Raw genomic sequence first — 19,376 nt, 5'->3', positions numbered from 1 at the left:
TTGGTCACTCAGTTCATTGATAAATCTTTTTTGATTATCATCAACGAGTGCCCACACAGATTGATAGGTTTATATTGTTAAAGAGCGTTCTTCTCTGGCTTGCCGAGGCTTCCTTTGAAGAGGCGGCTATTCTAGCGAGATAATGAAAAGTGTCAAACACTTTTTTACATTATTTCGTCTTATCGATTTGACCTACTGATTGGCTGGCTAATTGGGCTTGAACCCTTACTGGCTGTGCCGTGTCAGTGAGGCGGCATTATAGAGATCGTCGTCACGTTGGCAACCCCTTTTTGCTGTTTTTTTTGATTTTCTATTCGTTCGAACAGAAAAAAGCCAAAAGACGCTAAAAATCGACTTTTTATTTACAATTTTTTAAAATTATCACTAAAAAGAGATACTTTTTGCCAGTTTGTGTACTCAACTTCTTTTGAGGTGTCAGTTTCACCGCCAGTCAATGACATGATGAAACGAATCATCACCTTATCGAAAAAGTGATAACGTGGATAGTAAAGAGCACCAGCGAAAACTCCGATTAGCTTTGGTTGCCATGCTGATTTACTGAGAAAGGTTTTAATATAGACACTTCCTTCTGGAGTATCTTTACCCTGCGCTTCTTTTCTTGCAGTTAAGTTGACACAAAAGAACGCCGCTTTAGCGAGTGCTAATTGCTCGGCATGTTTTTCTATAAATTGATAAAGTTTTTTATTTAAATGTCCGTAGCGAATAGAAGCACCAATTAAGACTCGATCGTAAAGAGCTAAATCAATATCCTCAATTTGATGTAAATCGGCAAGTTCGCAATCAAACTCAGAAAGTTCCTCTTTTATATAGTTAAGAATTTTCTTGGTTTGACCTTCACGGGAAGAATAGAGAAAAAGAGCTTTTTGCACGGGATATCCTTAACTGCGCCAAAACGTAGGGGTAAGCAGTATTAATAGTGTAAAAATTTCTAAGCGACCAAAGAGCATCGAAACAACCAATACCCATTTTGCACTGTCATTAACATCCGCAAAGTGTACGGAGACTTGACCTAATCCAGGCCCTAAGTTATTCAATGTTGCAGCGACGGCAGAAAATGCACTCAGTTCATCCATCCCTGTTGCGATCAATGCCAACATACACGCCACGAAGACCAGTGCGTACGCTGAGAAAAATCCCCAAACCGCGTCAACAACTCGCTGTGAAAGAGCACTTCCGCCCACCTTAATCGTATACACGGCTCTGGGGTGGATAAGGCGTTTCATCTCACGAGCACCTTGTAAGGTAAGCAATAAGATACGGATTACTTTCATGCCACCGCCCGTAGAGCCAGCACACCCACCTATAAATGAAGAAAACAGCAATAATACAGGTAAGAATAACGGCCAATCTGCAAAACCTGTTGTGGTAAAGCCTGCCGTCGTCGAAATGGATACCGTTTGAAATAGCGCCTGATCAAAAGCGTCATAAAAAGAGTCGTAAGAATGGTGTTTGAGTAAAATCGAAAAGCAAACCGCAAACAAAATGACTTGTATAAGAGCAAAAGCTCTAAACTCTGGATCTTTAAGGTAATATTTTGGATGAACACCACCTGTCGCAAACGCCGCGTAATGGAGCGTAAAATTACAGGCTGAAATGAGCAAAAAAACAACCGTAATTAAATTGATCGCATAACTGTCAAAATACCCCATGCTTGCATCATGAGTCGAAAACCCACCAATAGCGATCGTAGAGAAGCTATGACAAATCGCATCAAATAGGGTCATCCCTGCTGCCCAAAAAGCAGTCGCGCAGGCAATCGTTAAGCTTAAATAGATGTACCAAAGTGCTTTAGCGGTTTCGGCGATTCTTGGAGTGACTTTAGTATCTTTGACCGGGCCTGGAATTTCTGCTCGATATAACTGCATTCCCCCAATTCCCAATACTGGCAAAATGGCCACCGCTAGAACGATGATCCCCATCCCACCAAACCATTGTAAAAACTGCCGATAGAACAAAATCGCTTTAGGTAATTCATCTAACCCAACAATGACGGTTGCTCCGGTGGTGGTTAATGCTGAAAACGATTCAAAAAACGCATCCGTCACCGATACATTAGGGTTATCCGCTAACCAAAATGGTAATGAACCCGCACTACCGATAACCGTCCAAAACAGTACAACGATCAAAAAACCGTCTCTGGCTTTCAATTCATGTCGATAGCGGCGGTTTGGAAACCAAAAAAAACCGCCACACATCAACAATACAAAAAAGGTCGTGACAAAAGGTACACCTGCACCATCGCGGTACAGCAAAGCCACCAGCGCAGGGGCAAGCATAGAGACACTAAATAGCGCGAGCAAAAGCCCGACGATACGAATAATAGATCGAATTTGCATTGCTTTTTCTGAAGCGAAGCTTCTGACTTCCTAATTATTTTTTATGGCGGTCACTACAGCTTTTGCACCGCTTTTATTAATGATAGTTTGAGTAAAGGCATCAAGATGGCGCAATTCTATCTCAACAAGAAATTTAACCTGTTCTTTATAATCGGCTTCGACTTCTAATGCTTCATACTGCGCGATGATGGATTGAGCAATCGGCACAAAACCGTAGTCTAACGTTAGGGATAATTTTGTGGTGATTTTTTTCTCAATAGTTTGAAGCTGCTTGAGTGCTTGTTGTACTCCGCCACCATAAGCTTTAACTAACCCACCAGTGCCAAGACGAATCCCACCATAATAACGAGTGACGACGGCCGTTAACTCCCCGACACTCGATCCGGCTAGCTGCGCCAATATCGGTTTGCCCGCCGTTCCTGATGGCTCACCATCATCACTAAAACCCCACAACATCGAATCTTCCGGTCGTCCGGCAACAAAGCCCCAGCAGTTATGTCTGGCGTCGCTATGTTTTGTCTTTATTTGCGCAACGAAGGCTTTGGCAGCATCTACACTCGGAGTATGGGCCAAATAGGTAATAAAGAGGCTTTTTTTGATTTCCTCTTCAAATTGGGTGGGCAACGCTGGAATTAAATAAGGTTGTTCGTTCATGTGAAATCATAGATCGAGCGGATGGCAAGAGTGTAACACGTGCACTTAAAAAAGCAGCGCTGATCTCCATTCGCACTCAATGTTAAACAGTTGTTTAAAAAATGTATTGAAATTAAACAATCCTCAGGTCAAACTAAACCGACTGGTCAAACCAGAACCATTAATACAACAAAAACTCTCACACACGATCTTAAGGTTGTATGTCACGGAGATAGACAATGATTTACCAAGCCAACACCCTACAGGTAAAGGAATTACAAGATGGTATTGCGGAGTTGCGTTTCTGCTCCAAGGAGTCAGTGAACAAACTTGACCTTGCCACTCTTGAATCGCTCAACCATGCACTTGATGCCCTAAAAGCCCACCAAGGACTGAAAGGCCTTATTCTTACTTCCGATAAAGAATCTTTTATTGTCGGGGCTGATATCACTGAGTTTTTAGGTCTCTTTGCTAAACCTGCGCAAGAACTCGACCAATGGCTGCAATTTGCCAATAGCATTTTCAACAAACTAGAAGATCTACCCGTTCCGACACTAGCCGCTTTAACAGGGCACGCGCTAGGCGGTGGATGTGAGTGTGTACTCGCTACCGATTTCCGTATTGGTGACGCAACCACCAGCATAGGATTACCGGAAACAAAGCTTGGTATTATGCCGGGGTTCGGTGGCTGTGTGCGTCTGCCTCGTGTAATTGGTGCCGACAATGCTATGGAAGTGATCACTCAAGGCAAAGCATGTCGTGCTGAGGAAGCCCTTAAAATTGGGCTGCTCGATGCGATTGTTGATAGCGACAAACTGCTTGAGTCAGCACTCAAAACCATCACATCGGCCATCAATGAAACCGTTGATTGGAAAATGCGTCGCCAGCAAAAAATGTCCGCGCTGACACTCAGCAAATTAGAAGCCATGATGAGCTTCACCATGGCCAAAGGCTTGGTTGCACAGCATGCCGGGCCTCATTATCCAGCGCCAATAACCGCTGTTATTGCAATAGAAGAAGCCGCGCGCTGTAGCCGTGATGAAGCATTGGCCATTGAGCGTAAACACTTCGTTAAGCTCGCTCATTCTGAAGCGGCGAAATCCTTGGTCGGTTTATTCCTCAACGACCAATATATTAAAGCACTGGCAAAAAAAGCGGCCAAATCAGCCAATAAAGAAACCGGACGAGCGGCGGTACTTGGTGCGGGGATCATGGGCGGCGGCATTGCTTATCAATCGGCAGTAAAGGGCGTGCCTGTTTTGATGAAAGATATTGCTCAATCGTCCCTTAATTTAGGTATGACAGAGGCATCTAAGTTACTTAACAAGCAGCTAGAGCGCGGAAAAATTGATGGTTTTAAAATGGCCAGTGTGCTGGCATCGATTACGCCTAGCCTGCATTATGCGGGGATTGAGCAAGCGGATGTGATTGTTGAAGCTGTGGTTGAAAACCCGAAAATCAAAGCCGCGGTACTAAGTGAAGTCGAAGCCAATGTTGGTGAGGATGCGGTTATCACCTCGAACACCTCAACCATTCCAATCAACCTACTGGCCAAATCACTCAAACGTCCAGAAAACTTCTGTGGTATGCACTTTTTTAACCCAGTACATCGTATGCCATTGGTGGAAATTATTCGTGGTGAACACACTTCCGATGAAACCATCAATCGAGTTGTCGCTTACGCAGCCAAAATGGGTAAATCCCCCATCGTGGTCAATGACTGCCCTGGGTTCTTCGTAAACCGCGTACTTTTCCCTTACTTTGGTGGCTTTAGTTTATTACTGCGCGATGGCGCTGATTTCACTCAAATCGATAAAGTGATGGAACGTAAGTTTGGTTGGCCAATGGGCCCTGCTTATCTTCTAGATGTGGTCGGTATTGATACCGCTCACCATGCACAAGCAGTAATGGCACAAGGTTTCCCCGAACGTATGGGTAAACAGGGCCGCGATGCTATTGATGCACTGTTTGACGCCAATAAATATGGCCAGAAAAATGGCAGCGGTTTCTATCAATACACTTTAGATAAGAAAGGCAAACCGAAGAAAACTTTCTCTGAAGAGGTTCTCACTGTTCTTAACGTAGAATGTGGTGATAAACGTACTTTTGATGATCAAACCATCATTGAGCGCATGATGATTCCGATGATCAATGAAGTGGCACTCTGTTTAGAAGAGAAGATCATCGCTTCACCCCAAGAAGCGGATATGGCGTTGGTGTACGGCTTGGGGTTCCCTCCTTTTAGAGGCGGCGTATTCCGCTATCTCGATAGTCTTGGCTTACAAAACTACGTTGCAATGGCAAGCCAATACCAAGCATTGGGCGCGATGTATCATGTACCTCAACTGCTGCTTGATATGGCAGAAAAAGGCGAGACCTTCTACAGTACTCAACAAGCAAGTTCTATCTAAGGAGAGATGTCCAAATGACTTCACATAAGAGAAATGTCGTAATTGTTGATTGCCTACGCACCCCGATGGGTCGTTCAAAAGGTGGGGCATTTCGTCATACTCGTGCGGAAGATTTATCTGCACATCTGATGAAAGGCATTTTAGCCCGTAATCCACAAGTCAACCCAAAAGAGATCGAAGATATCTACTGGGGTTGTGTGCAACAAACCTTAGAACAAGGCTTTAACGTCGCGCGTAATGCGGCACTGTTGGCTGGCTTGCCGATTGAAATTGGTGCCGTCACCGTTAACCGTTTATGTGGTTCATCAATGCAAGCACTGCATGATGCCACCCGCGCCATTATGGTTGGTGATGCTGAAATCTGCCTTGTGGGCGGCGTTGAGCATATGGGACACGTACCGATGAACCATGGCGTTGATTTCCATCCTGGCATGTCAAAAACCGTTGCCAAAGCTGCGGGGATGATGGGGTTAACGGCTGAGATGTTAGGTAAAATGCACGGCATTAGCCGTGAGCAACAAGATGCCTTTGCCGCTCGTTCGCATCAACGCGCTTACGCAGCAACCGTTGAAGGCCGCTTCAAAAATGAAATCCTCCCCACTGAAGCTCATGCCGAAGATGGTACTCTGTTCACGCTCGATTTTGATGAAGTGATCCGCCCGGAAACCACTATTGAGGGGCTAGCACAGTTGCGTCCTGTTTTTGACCCAGCCAATGGTACTGTAACGGCAGGCACCTCATCGGCTCTGTCCGATGGCGCATCGGCGATGTTGATCATGAGCGAAGAGAAAGCCAATGCGCTTGGCTTAAAGATTCGTGCGCGTGTGAAATCAATGGCCGTCGCTGGTTGCGATCCTTCAATTATGGGTTACGGGCCAGTTCCGGCGACCCATAAAGCGCTACAGCGTGCAGGCCTCACCATGCAAGATATGGATGTGATTGAGTTAAACGAAGCGTTTGCAGCTCAATCTCTACCTTGCGCGAAAGATCTTGGTTTGCTCGATGTAGTGGATGAGAAGGTTAACCTAAACGGAGGGGCGATCGCGCTGGGTCATCCTCTCGGGTGTTCTGGCACGCGCATCTCAACCACATTGATTAACTTGATGGAAGCGAAAGACGCCAAATATGGTCTAGCAACGATGTGCATTGGTTTAGGCCAAGGCATTGCGACTATTTTTGAGCGCCCATAACCATTCTGTTTTTCTTCTCACTGAAGAGTCTTTTAAGAGCCAGCACTGCTGGCTCTTCTTATTAGGTTATTTAGCTTGAAGCCAATCACGATAAAGTTGATCGCTACTGCCCAGATAATTTACCATCCACTCGATCAATTTATGATTATCATCTTTGCGCCATACTAAACAGCATTGACTAAGCAGTTTATCAACGGTGAGAACCCGTTCAACCAACCCACCATCAACAATCAAAGGTTGTGCAATGTGTCTTGGCATGTAGCCCACACCGACTTCATTTTTTAAGCATTCAATCGCACTATACCAATTCGGTAAAAGTAAGCGCCGTTGCTGCGGGTAGTGATCCGTATGCCGCTTGGGTAATACACTTGACGTGTCATCCAAACAAATCGCCGGGAACTGACTGACAAAATCTTCGGTTAAATAGGGCTCTTGAGCACAAGGGTGACGAGGAGACATTACAAATGCCCAATCCAACACACCCATGTCACGCACTTCAAAATCACCACCGACAGGAATCGCAGAGGTTGCACCAATCACAATGTCAGCTCGACCTTGAGCAATAGCTTCCCATGAGCCATTAAACACTTCCATGTTGATTTGCAGCTCAGCAAACTCAAACGTGCGATAAAAATCTTCCACCAGCGGTTTCATTTTGTCGAGTTTGACCACGTTATCAAGCGTCAATTTTAGCGTTTTCTGCCAACCATGCGCCGCGCGTTTAGTTTGTGAACGAATCTCTTCCATCTGCCTAAGCAATTGGCGAGCCTCCACCATAAACAGCTCACCAGCGGGCGTCAGTTCCACCTTTCTAGGTAAACGGCGAAACAGCAGCACATCCAAATCTTGTTCGACTTGGCGAACGCCGTAGCTGATCGCTGACGGCACTTTATGCAAAACTTCCGCAGCGGCGGTAAAACTACCCAACCGTGCGACAGTATCAAGCATTTCTAATGAGGATTTAGAAAACATAAGCCTTCAATTTTTTTGATGAATAACCAACAAATTTAGCGTTTCATTTAATATTAAACGAAAAATAGAATAGATGAATAGATAAATTAAGGTTGGCATAGATTAATGCTGACCAAATATTGATTAATTTTTTTGAATGGTAATAAAAATGAAAGCATCAAAATTACAGTTGCTGTACTTAGCCGCGCTCTCTATGCTTGGCTTCATTGCCACAGATATGTACCTCCCTGCCTTTAAAGCGATGGAAATGGACTTTGCCACAGGGCCAGAGCAAATAGCCTTGTCTCTCACCGTTTTTCTGGTCGGCATGGCATTAGGTCAACTGGTGTGGGGCTTAGCTTCCGATAAATATGGTCACCGTAACACTTTAGCGGCTGGCCTAGTTCTCTTCACGTTAGCATCATTTGGTTTAGCTTTTAGCGAGCAGGTGTGGCAATTATTAGCGTTGCGCTTTGTGCAAGCTTTAGGGGTGTGTGCTCCCGCAGTGATCTGGCAAGCAATGGTAATTCAACGCTACCCAGCTAAAACAAGCCAGCAAATATTCGCCACCATCATGCCTTTGGTCGCGCTTTCACCCGCGCTTGCACCTCAATTAGGCGTCTTACTGGCCGATAACTTTGGTTGGCACAGTATTTTTGTGACATTGACATTAATGGGCGTTGCGCTTGTAGCCTGTACTTTTGCTCAAAAAAATGAACAATCACAACCCAAACAAACCTCAATTAAGCAAGATATCAAAGCTCTGCTCAGCACTAAAACCTACTTGGGTAATGTGATGATGTTTGCTTGTGCTTCTGCGGCCTTCTTTGCTTACTTGACTGGGATGCCAGAGATTATGGCACGCCTTGGTTATGCCGCTAAAGATATCGGTTTGAGTTTTATTCCTCAAACGATCGCTTTCATGGTTGGTGGCTACTTAGGTAAGGTGGGAGTGAATAAATTTGGTGACGAAAAAGTGCTCAAGCAGTTGATTGGCCTCTTCAGCGTTGCCACTTTATTAGTATTCATTGCATCACAGTGGCAACTGACCTCAATTTGGCCAATTTTGGCACCGTTTTGCTTAATAGCAGTTGCCAACGGAGCGCTTTACCCTATCGTGGTGAACCGCGCACTATCGAGTGCCAAACAAAGCCCAGCCACTGCAGCGGGTTTACAAAATAGCTTACAAATCTGCGTTAGTAGTTTAGCCAGCGCATTGGTCGCAACGTTAGCCAGCCAAGCACAAATGGTGACGGGTATTGCAATTATGATTTGTATGGGTGGGCTATGGATTGGCTATATCGTCTCGAACCGCGAACTTTCTCAGCACTTCACCGCACCAGATAATGCACGCGTAGTCAGCGATGAAGAGTAAGTCTTTTAATAAGAACTGATACAAAAAGCCGCTCATGATGAGCGGCTTTTTAATCGTTTATTTGTTAGCTACGCTTAACCGGACGCTTCCAACCATTGATTTTGCGCTCTTTCGCGCGAGTGATGACTAACTCACCTTCAGCAACGTTACTGCTTAGCGTAGTGCCAGCACCAATCGTTGCACCATTGGCGATCGTTACAGGAGCAATCAACTGGCTGTCTGAACCGACAAACACATCATCACCAATTGTGGTTTTGAATTTATTGACACCATCGTAATTACAAGTGATAACGCCAGCTCCGACATTAACACGCTGGCCAATTTCGGCATCACCAAGATAAGTTAAGTGATTGGCTTTTGAACCTTCACCCAAACGAGTATTTTTTACTTCTACGAAATTACCCACGTGCGCATCATTACGCAGTTCAGCACCAGGACGTAAACGGGTAAAAGGCCCAACGGTACAGTTTTCTGCAACGGTTGCCCCTTCAATGACGCTGTATGGGCGGATCACTGTGTTGTCATCAATTTCGCAATCTTTAAGCACGCAACCCATGCCGATAATTACGTTATCACCCAAAGAGACATTTCCTTCGATGATGACGTTTGCATCAATCTCAACATCCATCCCACACTGTAATTCACCACGCAGATCAAAACGCGTAGGATCGCGTAGCATCACACCTTGTTCTAATAGCTTTTTCGCTTGTGTTGCTTGATAAGCACGCTCTAAACGAGCCAGTTGAGCGCGATCATTTACCCCTTCCACTTCAATAGAGCTGGCAGGATGAACAGCCTCAACTGCGCGGCCTTCATTGTGCGCTGCAGCGATAACATCTGTCAGATAATATTCGCCTTGCGCGTTCTCATTACTTAAGCCTGACAACCAGCGCTTGAGATCGCGCCCCGTTGCCACCATCACGCCCGTATTGATCTCTTTAATTAACTTTTGCTCATCAGTGGCATCTTTTTGTTCAACAATTGCCACCACTGGGCCATGCTTACGCACGATACGGCCATAACCGGTTGGGTTATCCAGTACCACTGTCAGCAAGGCTATTCCATCATTAGGCTGTGCATCTAACAAGCTTTCCACGGTTTCTTCCGAGATCAATGGAACATCACCGTACAACACGAGGATCTTCTCATCGTCTTGGAAATGAGGCGAGGCTTGATCAACGGCATGGCCAGTTCCTAATTGATCCGCTTGCAGCACCCAGTTAACCGACTCTTCGGCAAGCGCTTGCTGCATTTGCTCACCACCATGACCATAAACCAAGTGGATATTTTGGGCACCTAAGCTATTGCACGTATCAATTACGTGTTTCACCATTGGCTTACCCGCCAGTTTGTGCAGCACTTTAGGCATATTAGAATACATTCGAGTACCTTTACCTGCTGCGAGGATCACTGCGCTAAATTTCATTGACAACCTATTGACGTTAAAAAAGTTAAGCCGCATTTTAGCGGTAATTAAAGAGATAGTTAATTTAACTACATAATTTTCTGTTAAAAAATAAGCAAAAAGGCGACCTATAGGTCGCCTTTTTACATCACGTCTTAATTATAAAACACATTAACGACGTTTTTTGGTCAGCTCGATAACTCGTAACTGAGCCATGGCTTTAGCCAGTTCACTGGCCGCTTGTGCGAAGTTCATATCGCCATGCTGATTTGAAATATTCTCTTCAGCTTTGCGTTTGGCTTCTTCTGCCTTAGCTGCGTCTAGTTCTTCACCACGAATTGCCGTATCAGCCAGTACTGTAGCAGTACCCGGTTGCACTTCGACAATACCACCCGAAACATAAATAATTTCTTCGTGGCCGTGTAGCTTAACGATACGCACCATACCAGGCTTAATAGCGGTCAGCAGCGGTGTGTGACCGTGGAAAATTCCCAGTTCACCTTCGCTACCGGTCACCTGAAACGTTTCGACTTGGCCAGAGAAGATTTTCTTCTCTGCACTGACGACGTCTAGGTGAAAGGTTATTGCTGCCATATCGCCTCCTAGTTAGCCTTATAGCTTCTTAGCATTCTCAATCGCATCGTCGATAGTACCGCAGTACATAAACGCTTGCTCTGGAATGTCATCGTATTCACCAGATAGAAGACCTTTGAAGCCACGTAGCGTCTCTTTTAGAGGTACGTAAACACCAGGGTCACCTGTAAATACTTCAGCTACGTGATAAGGCTGAGTTAGAAAACGTTCAATCTTACGTGCACGTGATACAACTTGCTTATCCGATTCAGACAACTCGTCCATACCCAAGATCGCAATGATGTCTTTCAGCTCTTTGTAGCGCTGAAGCGTCTGCTGAACGCCACGAGCGATGTCGTAGTGCTCTTGACCTACGACGAGTGGGTCTAGCTGACGAGACGTTGAATCGAGTGGGTCGATCGCTGGGTATAGGCCCATTGCTGCGATGTTACGGTTAAGTACAACCGTTGCATCCAAGTGCGCGAACGTTGTGGCTGGAGACGGGTCCGTCAAGTCATCTGCTGGTACATATACCGCCTGTACAGACGTGATAGAACCTTGCTTAGTTGACGTAATACGCTCCTGAAGCACACCCATCTCTTCTGCAAGAGTAGGTTGGTAACCTACCGCTGAAGGCATACGACCTAGCAGTGCTGATACTTCCGTACCGGCAAGCGTGTAACGGTAGATGTTATCGATGAACAGAAGTACGTCCCGACCTTCGTCACGGAAACGTTCTGCCATTGTCAAACCCGTCAGTGCAACACGTAGACGGTTGCCTGGTGGCTCGTTCATCTGTCCGTAAACCATCGCTACTTTTGATTTTTCAGGCTCTTCGATGTTTACAACACCTGCTTCCTGCATCTCATAGTAGAAATCGTTACCTTCACGAGTACGTTCACCAACACCCGCAAATACTGAAAGACCTGAGTGTTGCAGTGCGATGTTGTTGATAAGCTCCATCATGTTAACGGTCTTACCTACACCTGCACCACCAAATAGACCGATTTTACCACCCTTAGAGAATGGACAAACCAAATCGATTACTTTTACACCGGTTTCAAGAAGAGCAGTTTCGTTTGATTGCTCTTCATAGCTTGGAGCTGGACGGTGGATAGAGTAAAGCTCTTCCGCACCGATTTCACCACGCTCATCAATCGCATCACCAAGCACGTTCATGATACGACCTAAAGTCTTAATACCGACTGGTACTGAAATTGGAGCGCCAGTATTTTCAACTACCAAACCACGACGTAAACCATCAGAGCTACCCATTACGATTGCGCGAATCACGCCACCGCCAAGCTGCTGTTGAACTTCAAGAACGAGACGTTCTTTTGAATCCACAACATTCAGAGCATCGTAAACACTTGGTACTTCGCCCTGTGGGAACTCTACGTCGACTACCGCACCGATGATCTGTACGATCTTACCTGTAGCCATCGTTAATCCTCTAAACTGTTTGTTTTACCTAAGCTTAAACCGCTGCTGCACCAGAAACGATTTCCGATAGTTCTTGTGTAATCGCCGCCTGACGGGCTTTGTTATACACAAGCTGTAAATCATCAATCAAGTTGCTTGCGTTATCGGTAGCTGCTTTCATCGCAATCATTCGAGCAGCTTGCTCACAAGCAAGATTCTCAACCACACCCTGATAAACCTGAGACTCTACATAACGCAGCAATAGTGCATCGAGTAGAGGCTTTGGTTCAGGCTCATAGATGTAGTCCCAAGAATGTTCGCGTTTCATCTCTTCGCTATTCGATCTAGGCAAAGGTAGTAATTGATCGATCGTTGGTTCTTGAACCATAGTATTCACAAATTTGTTGAACACTACGTATAGGCGATCCAACTCACCTGCATCATATTTCTTCAGCATAACACCAACGGAACCGATCAAATCTTCCAAGGTTGGGCTATCGCCCAAACCAGAGACTTGAGCAGCGACTTTAGCACCACTGTTTCTAAAGAAAGCCGTTGCCTTTGAGCCCACAATTGCCAGCTCAACCTCAGCACCTTTCTCCGACCAATCTTTCATGTCATGTAGAGCTTTTTTGAACAAGTTCACGTTCAAACCACCACACAAACCACGGTCTGTTGAAATAATGATGTAACCAACACGTTTGGCTTCGCGCTCTTCTAGATAAGGATGACGATATTCTAGATTTGCACTCGCCACATGACCGATCACTTTACGCATTGTTTCAGCGTATGGACGAGAAGCTTCCATGCCGTCTTGCGAACGACGCATTTTTGAAGCTGCTACCATTTCCATCGCTTTCGTAATTTTCTGCGTGCTTTTAACACTACCGATTTTATTACGTATCTCTTTTGCGCCGGCCATCGTTTTACTCTCTTTTAAGGTAATCCGTTATTGGTCAGTGGTGACCCTAAGGTCACCCACCAATTACCAGGTCTGGGTTGCCTTGAAATCGTCAACCAGTTTCTTGAACTGAGCTTCGATTTCATCGTTATAAGCACCCGATTTGTCGATATCTTTTACAAGATCAACATATTGACCACGAGCATACGACAGTAGAGCAGATTCAAAATCAGCCAGTTTATTCAACGCAACATCATTTAAATAACCACGCTCTGCCGCAAAGATAACCAACGCTTGGTCAAACACAGACATCGGAGCATATTGTTTCTGCTTCATCAGCTCTGTTACTTTCTGACCATGGTTTAGCTGTCTCTTCGTCGCTTCATCAAGATCTGACGAGAACTGAGCAAATGCAGCAAGTTCACGGTACTGTGCAAGCGCGGTACGGATACCACCTGACAGTTTCTTGATGATTTTCGTCTGAGCGGCACCACCTACACGGGATACTGAAATACCAGGGTCAACGGCTGGGCGAACACCCGCGTTGAATAGTTCAGTTTGTAGGAAGATCTGACCATCGGTAATCGAGATTACGTTAGTCGGTACGAATGCTGAAACGTCACCCGCTTGTGTTTCAATGATAGGTAGCGCGGTTAAAGAACCGGTTTTACCTTTCACTTCACCCTTAGTGAAACGTTCTACATACTCTTCGCTGACACGAGCAGCACGCTCAAGTAGACGAGAGTGGAGATAGAAAACGTCACCTGGGAATGCTTCACGGCCTGGTGGGCGTTTGAGTAGTAGTGAGATCTGACGGTAAGCAACCGCTTGTTTAGATAAGTCATCATAAACAATCAGTGCATCTTCACCGCGATCGCGGAAGTATTCACCCATTGCACAACCTGCATATGGCGCAAGGTATTGCAATGCCGCGGATTCAGAAGCCGATGCAACAACCACAACTGTGTTTGCAAGCGCGCCGTGCTCTTCTAATTTGCGTACTACGTTAGCGATAGTTGAGGCTTTTTGGCCAATCGCAACATAGATAGAGTAAATACCTGAATCTTTTTGGTTAATAATTGCGTCGATCGCCATTGCTGTTTTACCAGTTTGACGGTCACCGATGATAAGTTCACGTTGGCCACGACCGATTGGGATCATAGAGTCAACTGACTTATAGCCGGTTTGTACTGGTTGATCGACTGATTTACGGTCGATTACACCAGGTGCAATCATTTCAACAGGTGAAGACAATTTCGCTTCGATAGGACCTTTACCATCGATAGGCTGACCGAGTGTATTCACTACGCGACCTAACAATTCAGGACCAACTGGCACTTCAAGAATACGACCAGAACCTGTTACTTTCATGCCTTCCTTAAGGTCAGCATATGGGCCCATGACAACCGCACCAACCGAGTCACGCTCAAGGTTAAGTGCAAGTGCATAACGGCCACTCGGTAATTCAATCATTTCACCTTGCATCACGTCCGCTAGGCCGTGAATGCGAATGATACCATCGCTTACCGATACGATAGTACCTTCATTGCGAGCTTCACTAACAACGTCGAAAGATTCGATACGTTGTTTAATTAGATCGCTAATTTCCGTGGAATTAAGTTGCATGCTCCAATCCCCATCAAGACTGTAATGCATCGCTCAGGCGGTTTAAACGACCGCGGGCTGAGTTATCGATGACAAGGTCTCCGGCTCGAATTATAACCCCACCAAGTAGGGTCTCATCTATACTGCAATTCAGCTGAACTTTGCGTTCAAGACGCTGCTCAAGTTTGGTGCTGATATTGACAAGCTGTTCATCAGAAAGCTCAGTTGCTGAAATCACTTCAACATCCATCTGCTTCTCATGCTCTTGTTTCAGAGCAAAGAACTGTTCACTAACATCAGGAAGAGCCTTTAATCGGCCATTCTCAGCCATCACCTTTAACAGGTTCTGGCCATAAACATCAAACTGTTCGCCACAAATTGCGATGAAAATTTCCGCTAATTTCTCAGCCGAAACAGAGCCCGTTAGTAGCTCTTTCATTTGCTCGTTCTTTGCGACCTCGGCAGCAAAAGCTAACATCTGACCCCATTGGTCAAGTTGCTTTTTCTCTACCGCAAAATCGAATGCTGCTTTAGCATAGGGGCGTGCAATTGTAGTCAAATCAGACATAAAGCGCCCCCATCCTTAAAGTCTTGCAGTAATGTTGTCGAGAATATCTTTGTGCGCATCTTTATCGATAGAACGCTCAAGGATTTTCTCAGCACCAGCTACAGCCAGAGTTGCAACTTGTTTACGCAGCTCATCGCGGGCACGGTTACGTTCAGATTCAAGTTCAGCTTCCGCTTGAGCAAGGATTTTCTGGCGTTCTGCCTGAGCTTCCTCACGTGCTTCGTCTAAAATTTGAGCTTTACGTTTATTTGCCTGTTCGATGACCTCAGTTGCAGTGCGCTTCGCTTCTTTCATTTGTTCAGAAGCGTTGGCTTGTGCTAGATCCAAGTTTTTAGCAGCACGCTCAGCGGCTGAAAGACCGTCAGCAATTTTCTTCTGACGCTCTTCGATCGCATTCATGATTGGCGGCCATACATATTTCATGCAGAACCACACAAACAGTGCAAACGCGATTGCTTGACCTAGCAGAGTTGCGTTCATATTCACAACAGCTACCCCTCTATTTGTTCACCAACGAAAAGTATTAATCAACGACAAATCATCAATTTGTGTGATCGGTTGATTAACCTAGTTGACCAACAAATGGGTTCGCGAAAGTGAATAGAAGCGCAATTACGATACCGATCATAGGAACCGCATCAAGTAGACCCGCGATGATAAACATCTTAACTTGTAGCATAGGAGCCATTTCTGGTTGACGAGCAGCACCTTCAAGGAATTTACCGCCTAGAAGTGCGAAACCAATCGCTGTACCAAGAGAAGCAAGACCGACGATAATACCTACGGCGATTGCAGAAAAGCTCAGTAAAGTTTCCATTACTATCTCCAATTTATAGTTGTTGGCTTATGTGCCCAAATAAAAAGCTTTAAAAAATTAATGATCACTATCTTCGTGTGCCATTGATAGATAAACAATAGTCAGCATCATGAACACGAAAGATTGAATCAGAATTACCAGAATATGGAAAATCGCCCACGGTAGTGAACCCATCCATTGTAGCCACCATGGTAGCATCGCTGCGATAAGAATAAATACCACCTCACCTGCGAACATGTTACCGAATAGACGCATACCGAGTGAGAGAGGTTTCGCAAGTAACGATACCACTTCAATAAGTAGGTTAAACGGAATCATGGTCCAGTGATTGAATGGATGTAGAGCTAATTCTTTCGCAAAACCACCTAGGCCTTTCACTTTGATGCTGTAGTAAATCATCAGAGCAAATACGCCTAGAGCCATAGCCATGGTGATATTCACATCAGCTGACGGAACCACTTTTAGATAAGGGATACCAAGCCAATGTTGTGCTGGATACGGTAAGAAATCGATGGGCACTAAGTCCATGATGTTCATTAACAATACCCAACAAAAGATAGTCAGTGCCAGCGGTGCTATAAGTGGATTGCGTCCATGAAAGGTGTCTTTGACGTTTTGATCGACAAATTCTACCAATATTTCAACAAAACACTGCAGCTTACCGGGTACACCCGCTGTTGCTTTCTTTGCTACAGAGCGAAATATCCATAGGAATATTAAGCCAGTAAACAAGGAAAAAAACAGGCTATCGATATGTACGTTCCAGAAACTCGTCTCACTAATTGACAGCCCCAAATCGTAATGCTCAGAAATCTTCGCAAGAGAGAGGTTCGTCAAGTGGTGTTCAATGTATCCGGACGATGTTAGCGCTTCACCTGGCGCAGCCATAACTCATCCTATTTTTTGTTGTTAATGAATAGCACTGGCGCACAGATATTAATACCTAGAGCCAGCAAATAGGTTAGTTTGAGGGGAACGAGTTCCACCTGCATATACATGTAGGCAACACAGAACAGTGCAACTGTGATGAGGATCTTGAGTACTTCGCCAGTGTAGAAAGAGGCCGCGACTTGCTTCGCAGCACGAGCTCCACTAAACATAAAAGCACACAGCGCAAAAACCGCATTGGCAATGACAAAAATGCCACCACCAATCAGCGCAGAAAAGCCCCATTCAGCATTTACAGCTACCGCCATCCCTGCCGCCACAAAAATAACCGCGCCAGACTGGATCATTAACAATCGCTTAGCAAGCTCTCGTCCTGGTCTAGCCAACGCAGCTACCATGTATTCGTACCTCTAGTAATATCCTCAGCTCATCTACAACATAGGGCTGGGAAATTGGCGAAAATTATACGGTGAGTCGAACTGATTGCAATTGAAAGACAGCAAAAAGTTACAATTTTGTTTACAAACCGACAACTTTCAAATAAAAAAACGTTTTTTGCATAATTGACTTAAATCAATTATCTCATTTAGCTTTCTAGCTTGGCAATTAGTTGCTCTAATTTGTGAGGCTCATCAAGACTAATCGTCATTTTGGCTTTGCCACCTTTTGAACGAATGATCGACACTTTAGCCCCTAAAATTTCACTCAATCTTTGTGACATTTGTTGTGCATCTAAGTCTTCCGATGCCGATCCGTCCTCAGAAGGCTGTGTTAGACACTTTTTCACTAATTGCTCAGTTTGTCTCACGGTCAGCTGTTTTGCGGCCACACGTTGTGCAATTTCAATTTGTTGATCGCCTTCGAGCATCAATAATGCTCGTGCATGGCCCATTTCAAGCTGCTTGGTTTCCACTAAACGCTTCACGCCATCCGCCAATTGATTTAAGCGTAATAAGTTACTCACGGTAGTGCGTGATTTACCAATCACATCAGCCACCTGTTGGTGAGTGAGCTTAAATTCGTCTTGCAACCGCTCTAAAGCTTGTGCTTCTTCAATCGCATTCAAATCTTCGCGTTGAATATTTTCTATCAGTGCCATCGCAATCGCAGCGCGATCTTGGACATTTTTGATCAAACAGGGCACTTGCTTTAAACCTGCTTGTTTTGCAGCGCGCCAACGGCGTTCACCTGCAATAATTTCATAGCCGCCAAGCTCTAAACGTCTTACCACGATCGGCTGGATAATACCTTGCGATTGGATAGACGCAGATAGCTCTTCCAACGCTTCTGCCGACATATCTTTACGTGGTTGATACATGCCAGGTTTCAAATTTGATACCGCGATATCCATTAATTCGCCATCAGAAGAGAGTGCTTGGCTATGTGAGGCGGCTTGCTCCTTTTCACGAGCAAGAGAACTGGTTGCGAGCAATGCATCCAATCCTTTTCCTAAACCACGTTTAGTCATGTAGACGAATTCCTTTAGTTGAGATTATGCGGGTATTTCTTCTCGACGAAGCATTTCGCCAGCTAAGGCGAGATACGCTTTTGCCCCAGCTGAATACTTGTCGTAGTACATTGCTGGCTTGCCATAACTTGGCGCTTCAGCAAGACGGACATTACGAGGAATAACGGTGCGATAGACTTTGTTTCCAAAGTGCTTTTTCAGTTGATCGGATACTTCATTGGCTAGGCGATTACGCGGATCGTACATCGTTCGAAGTAACCCTTCGATTTTCAGGTTTTCGTTGACTACCGCGGCTAACTTGCTGATGGTATCCATTAACGCCGTTAAACCTTCTAATGCAAAATACTCACATTGCATTGGCACTAACACAGAATCCGCTGCAGCCATGGCGTTGATTGTAAGAAGATTTAAAGAAGGAGGACAATCAATAAAGATGAAATCATAGTTATCACGAACTGGCGCGAGGGCATTTTTCAAACGCACTTCGCGAGCAAAGACTTCCATTAATTTGATTTCAGCGGCTGTCACGTCTCCGTTCGCCGCAATCAAATCGTAGTGTCCCGTTGTTTTGCGACACACGACTTCATCAAAAGGGGTGTCTTCGACCAACAATTCGTACGCGGTTGCATCTACTTGATACTTATCAACACCACTGGCCATCGTTGCATTGCCTTGTGGGTCGAGATCGATCACTAAAACTTTACGCTTAGTCGCCGCCATAGAGGCCGCTAAGTTAATGCACGTTGTTGTTTTTCCTACGCCACCTTTCTGGTTGGCGATTGCTACGATTTTGCCCACGGTATGCCTCGCTG

19 protein-coding genes are annotated in these 19,376 nt (G+C 45.2%); 3 read left to right on the top strand and 16 right to left on the bottom strand.

What is annotated here, in order from left to right; genetic code table 11:
* Positions 1 to 362: 362 nt before the first annotated feature.
* Genes hemG through AACV32_RS04230 form a run of 3 tightly spaced genes read right to left on the bottom strand, consistent with a single transcriptional unit; the run spans position 363 to position 3,011 of the window.
* Complete coding sequence (hemG, locus tag AACV32_RS04240) at positions 363 to 890, bottom strand: menaquinone-dependent protoporphyrinogen IX dehydrogenase (RefSeq protein ID WP_013855605.1); 528 nt, start codon at positions 888 to 890, stop codon at positions 363 to 365.
* 9 nt (positions 891 to 899) lie between these two features.
* Positions 900 to 2,357 (bottom strand): TrkH family potassium uptake protein, encoded by a 1,458-nt coding sequence (locus AACV32_RS04235; protein WP_017046377.1) that lies wholly within the window; start codon positions 2,355 to 2,357, stop codon positions 900 to 902.
* A gap of 30 nt (positions 2,358 to 2,387) precedes the next feature.
* Positions 2,388 to 3,011 carry a YigZ family protein gene (locus AACV32_RS04230; RefSeq protein WP_013855603.1) on the bottom strand — a complete coding sequence of 208 codons (624 nt, stop codon included), beginning with the start codon at positions 3,009 to 3,011 and terminating at the stop codon, positions 2,388 to 2,390.
* A gap of 218 nt (positions 3,012 to 3,229) precedes the next feature.
* Between AACV32_RS04230 and fadB the strand changes: the two genes are divergently transcribed.
* Together fadB and fadA are read left to right on the top strand one after the other, a co-directional pair.
* On the top strand, positions 3,230 to 5,401 hold the full coding sequence (gene fadB, locus AACV32_RS04225; RefSeq protein ID WP_017049652.1) for a fatty acid oxidation complex subunit alpha FadB: 2,172 nt from the start codon (positions 3,230 to 3,232) through the stop codon (positions 5,399 to 5,401).
* 14 nt (positions 5,402 to 5,415) lie between these two features.
* On the top strand, positions 5,416 to 6,591 hold the full coding sequence (fadA, locus tag AACV32_RS04220; RefSeq protein ID WP_170895674.1) for an acetyl-CoA C-acyltransferase FadA: 1,176 nt from the start codon (positions 5,416 to 5,418) through the stop codon (positions 6,589 to 6,591).
* Positions 6,592 to 6,657: 66 nt separating this feature from the next.
* On the opposite strand, the gene punR is transcribed toward fadA, so the two are convergent.
* Positions 6,658 to 7,563, bottom strand: a complete 906-nt coding sequence (punR, locus tag AACV32_RS04215) for a DNA-binding transcriptional activator PunR (RefSeq protein WP_094147384.1) — start codon at positions 7,561 to 7,563, stop codon at positions 6,658 to 6,660.
* A gap of 148 nt (positions 7,564 to 7,711) precedes the next feature.
* On the opposite strand from punR, the gene punC reads away from it, so the two are divergent.
* Positions 7,712 to 8,917: a purine nucleoside transporter PunC gene (punC, locus tag AACV32_RS04210; protein WP_026027660.1), complete on the top strand. Its 1,206-nt coding sequence runs from the start codon at positions 7,712 to 7,714 to the stop codon at positions 8,915 to 8,917.
* A 64-nt stretch (positions 8,918 to 8,981) separates the two neighbouring features.
* Here punC and glmU read toward each other — a convergent pair whose 3' ends face one another.
* The 12 genes from glmU to AACV32_RS04150 form a co-directional block, all read right to left on the bottom strand.
* Positions 8,982 to 10,343: a bifunctional UDP-N-acetylglucosamine diphosphorylase/glucosamine-1-phosphate N-acetyltransferase GlmU gene (glmU, locus tag AACV32_RS04205; RefSeq protein ID WP_026028518.1), complete on the bottom strand. Its 1,362-nt coding sequence runs from the start codon at positions 10,341 to 10,343 to the stop codon at positions 8,982 to 8,984.
* A gap of 150 nt (positions 10,344 to 10,493) precedes the next feature.
* A complete protein-coding gene (locus AACV32_RS04200) occupies positions 10,494 to 10,916 on the bottom strand; it encodes a F0F1 ATP synthase subunit epsilon (RefSeq protein ID WP_013855597.1) in 423 nt (140 codons plus the stop codon).
* Positions 10,917 to 10,934: 18 nt separating this feature from the next.
* Positions 10,935 to 12,338: a F0F1 ATP synthase subunit beta gene (gene atpD, locus AACV32_RS04195; protein WP_010319968.1), complete on the bottom strand. Its 1,404-nt coding sequence runs from the start codon at positions 12,336 to 12,338 to the stop codon at positions 10,935 to 10,937.
* Between the two features lie 34 nt (positions 12,339 to 12,372).
* Positions 12,373 to 13,239, bottom strand: a complete 867-nt coding sequence (gene atpG / locus AACV32_RS04190; RefSeq protein ID WP_013855594.1) for a F0F1 ATP synthase subunit gamma — start codon at positions 13,237 to 13,239, stop codon at positions 12,373 to 12,375.
* Between the two features lie 63 nt (positions 13,240 to 13,302).
* A complete protein-coding gene (atpA, locus tag AACV32_RS04185) occupies positions 13,303 to 14,844 on the bottom strand; it encodes a F0F1 ATP synthase subunit alpha (RefSeq protein ID WP_026027662.1) in 1,542 nt (513 codons plus the stop codon).
* A 13-nt stretch (positions 14,845 to 14,857) separates the two neighbouring features.
* On the bottom strand, positions 14,858 to 15,391 hold the full coding sequence (gene atpH / locus AACV32_RS04180; protein ID WP_013855592.1) for a F0F1 ATP synthase subunit delta: 534 nt from the start codon (positions 15,389 to 15,391) through the stop codon (positions 14,858 to 14,860).
* Positions 15,392 to 15,406: 15 nt separating this feature from the next.
* Positions 15,407 to 15,877: a F0F1 ATP synthase subunit B gene (atpF, locus tag AACV32_RS04175; RefSeq protein WP_013855591.1), complete on the bottom strand. Its 471-nt coding sequence runs from the start codon at positions 15,875 to 15,877 to the stop codon at positions 15,407 to 15,409.
* A gap of 76 nt (positions 15,878 to 15,953) precedes the next feature.
* A complete protein-coding gene (atpE, locus tag AACV32_RS04170) occupies positions 15,954 to 16,208 on the bottom strand; it encodes a F0F1 ATP synthase subunit C (RefSeq protein WP_002540812.1) in 255 nt (84 codons plus the stop codon).
* A 57-nt stretch (positions 16,209 to 16,265) separates the two neighbouring features.
* Complete coding sequence (gene atpB, locus AACV32_RS04165) at positions 16,266 to 17,096, bottom strand: F0F1 ATP synthase subunit A (RefSeq protein WP_013855589.1); 831 nt, start codon at positions 17,094 to 17,096, stop codon at positions 16,266 to 16,268.
* 8 nt (positions 17,097 to 17,104) lie between these two features.
* Positions 17,105 to 17,494: a F0F1 ATP synthase subunit I gene (locus tag AACV32_RS04160; protein ID WP_013855588.1), complete on the bottom strand. Its 390-nt coding sequence runs from the start codon at positions 17,492 to 17,494 to the stop codon at positions 17,105 to 17,107.
* Positions 17,495 to 17,682: 188 nt separating this feature from the next.
* Complete coding sequence (locus AACV32_RS04155) at positions 17,683 to 18,564, bottom strand: ParB/RepB/Spo0J family partition protein (protein ID WP_017049648.1); 882 nt, start codon at positions 18,562 to 18,564, stop codon at positions 17,683 to 17,685.
* Between the two features lie 24 nt (positions 18,565 to 18,588).
* Positions 18,589 to 19,362 carry a ParA family protein gene (locus tag AACV32_RS04150; protein ID WP_013855586.1) on the bottom strand — a complete coding sequence of 258 codons (774 nt, stop codon included), beginning with the start codon at positions 19,360 to 19,362 and terminating at the stop codon, positions 18,589 to 18,591.
* Positions 19,363 to 19,376 lie beyond the last annotated feature (14 nt).

It is taken from the genome of Vibrio sp. B7 (assembly GCF_963888765.1).
GTDB classification, from domain to species: Bacteria; Pseudomonadota; Gammaproteobacteria; order Enterobacterales; family Vibrionaceae; genus Vibrio; species Vibrio anguillarum.
The sequence above is the reverse complement of the archived record's forward strand: the minus strand, read 5'-3'. Positions and strand labels throughout refer to the sequence as shown.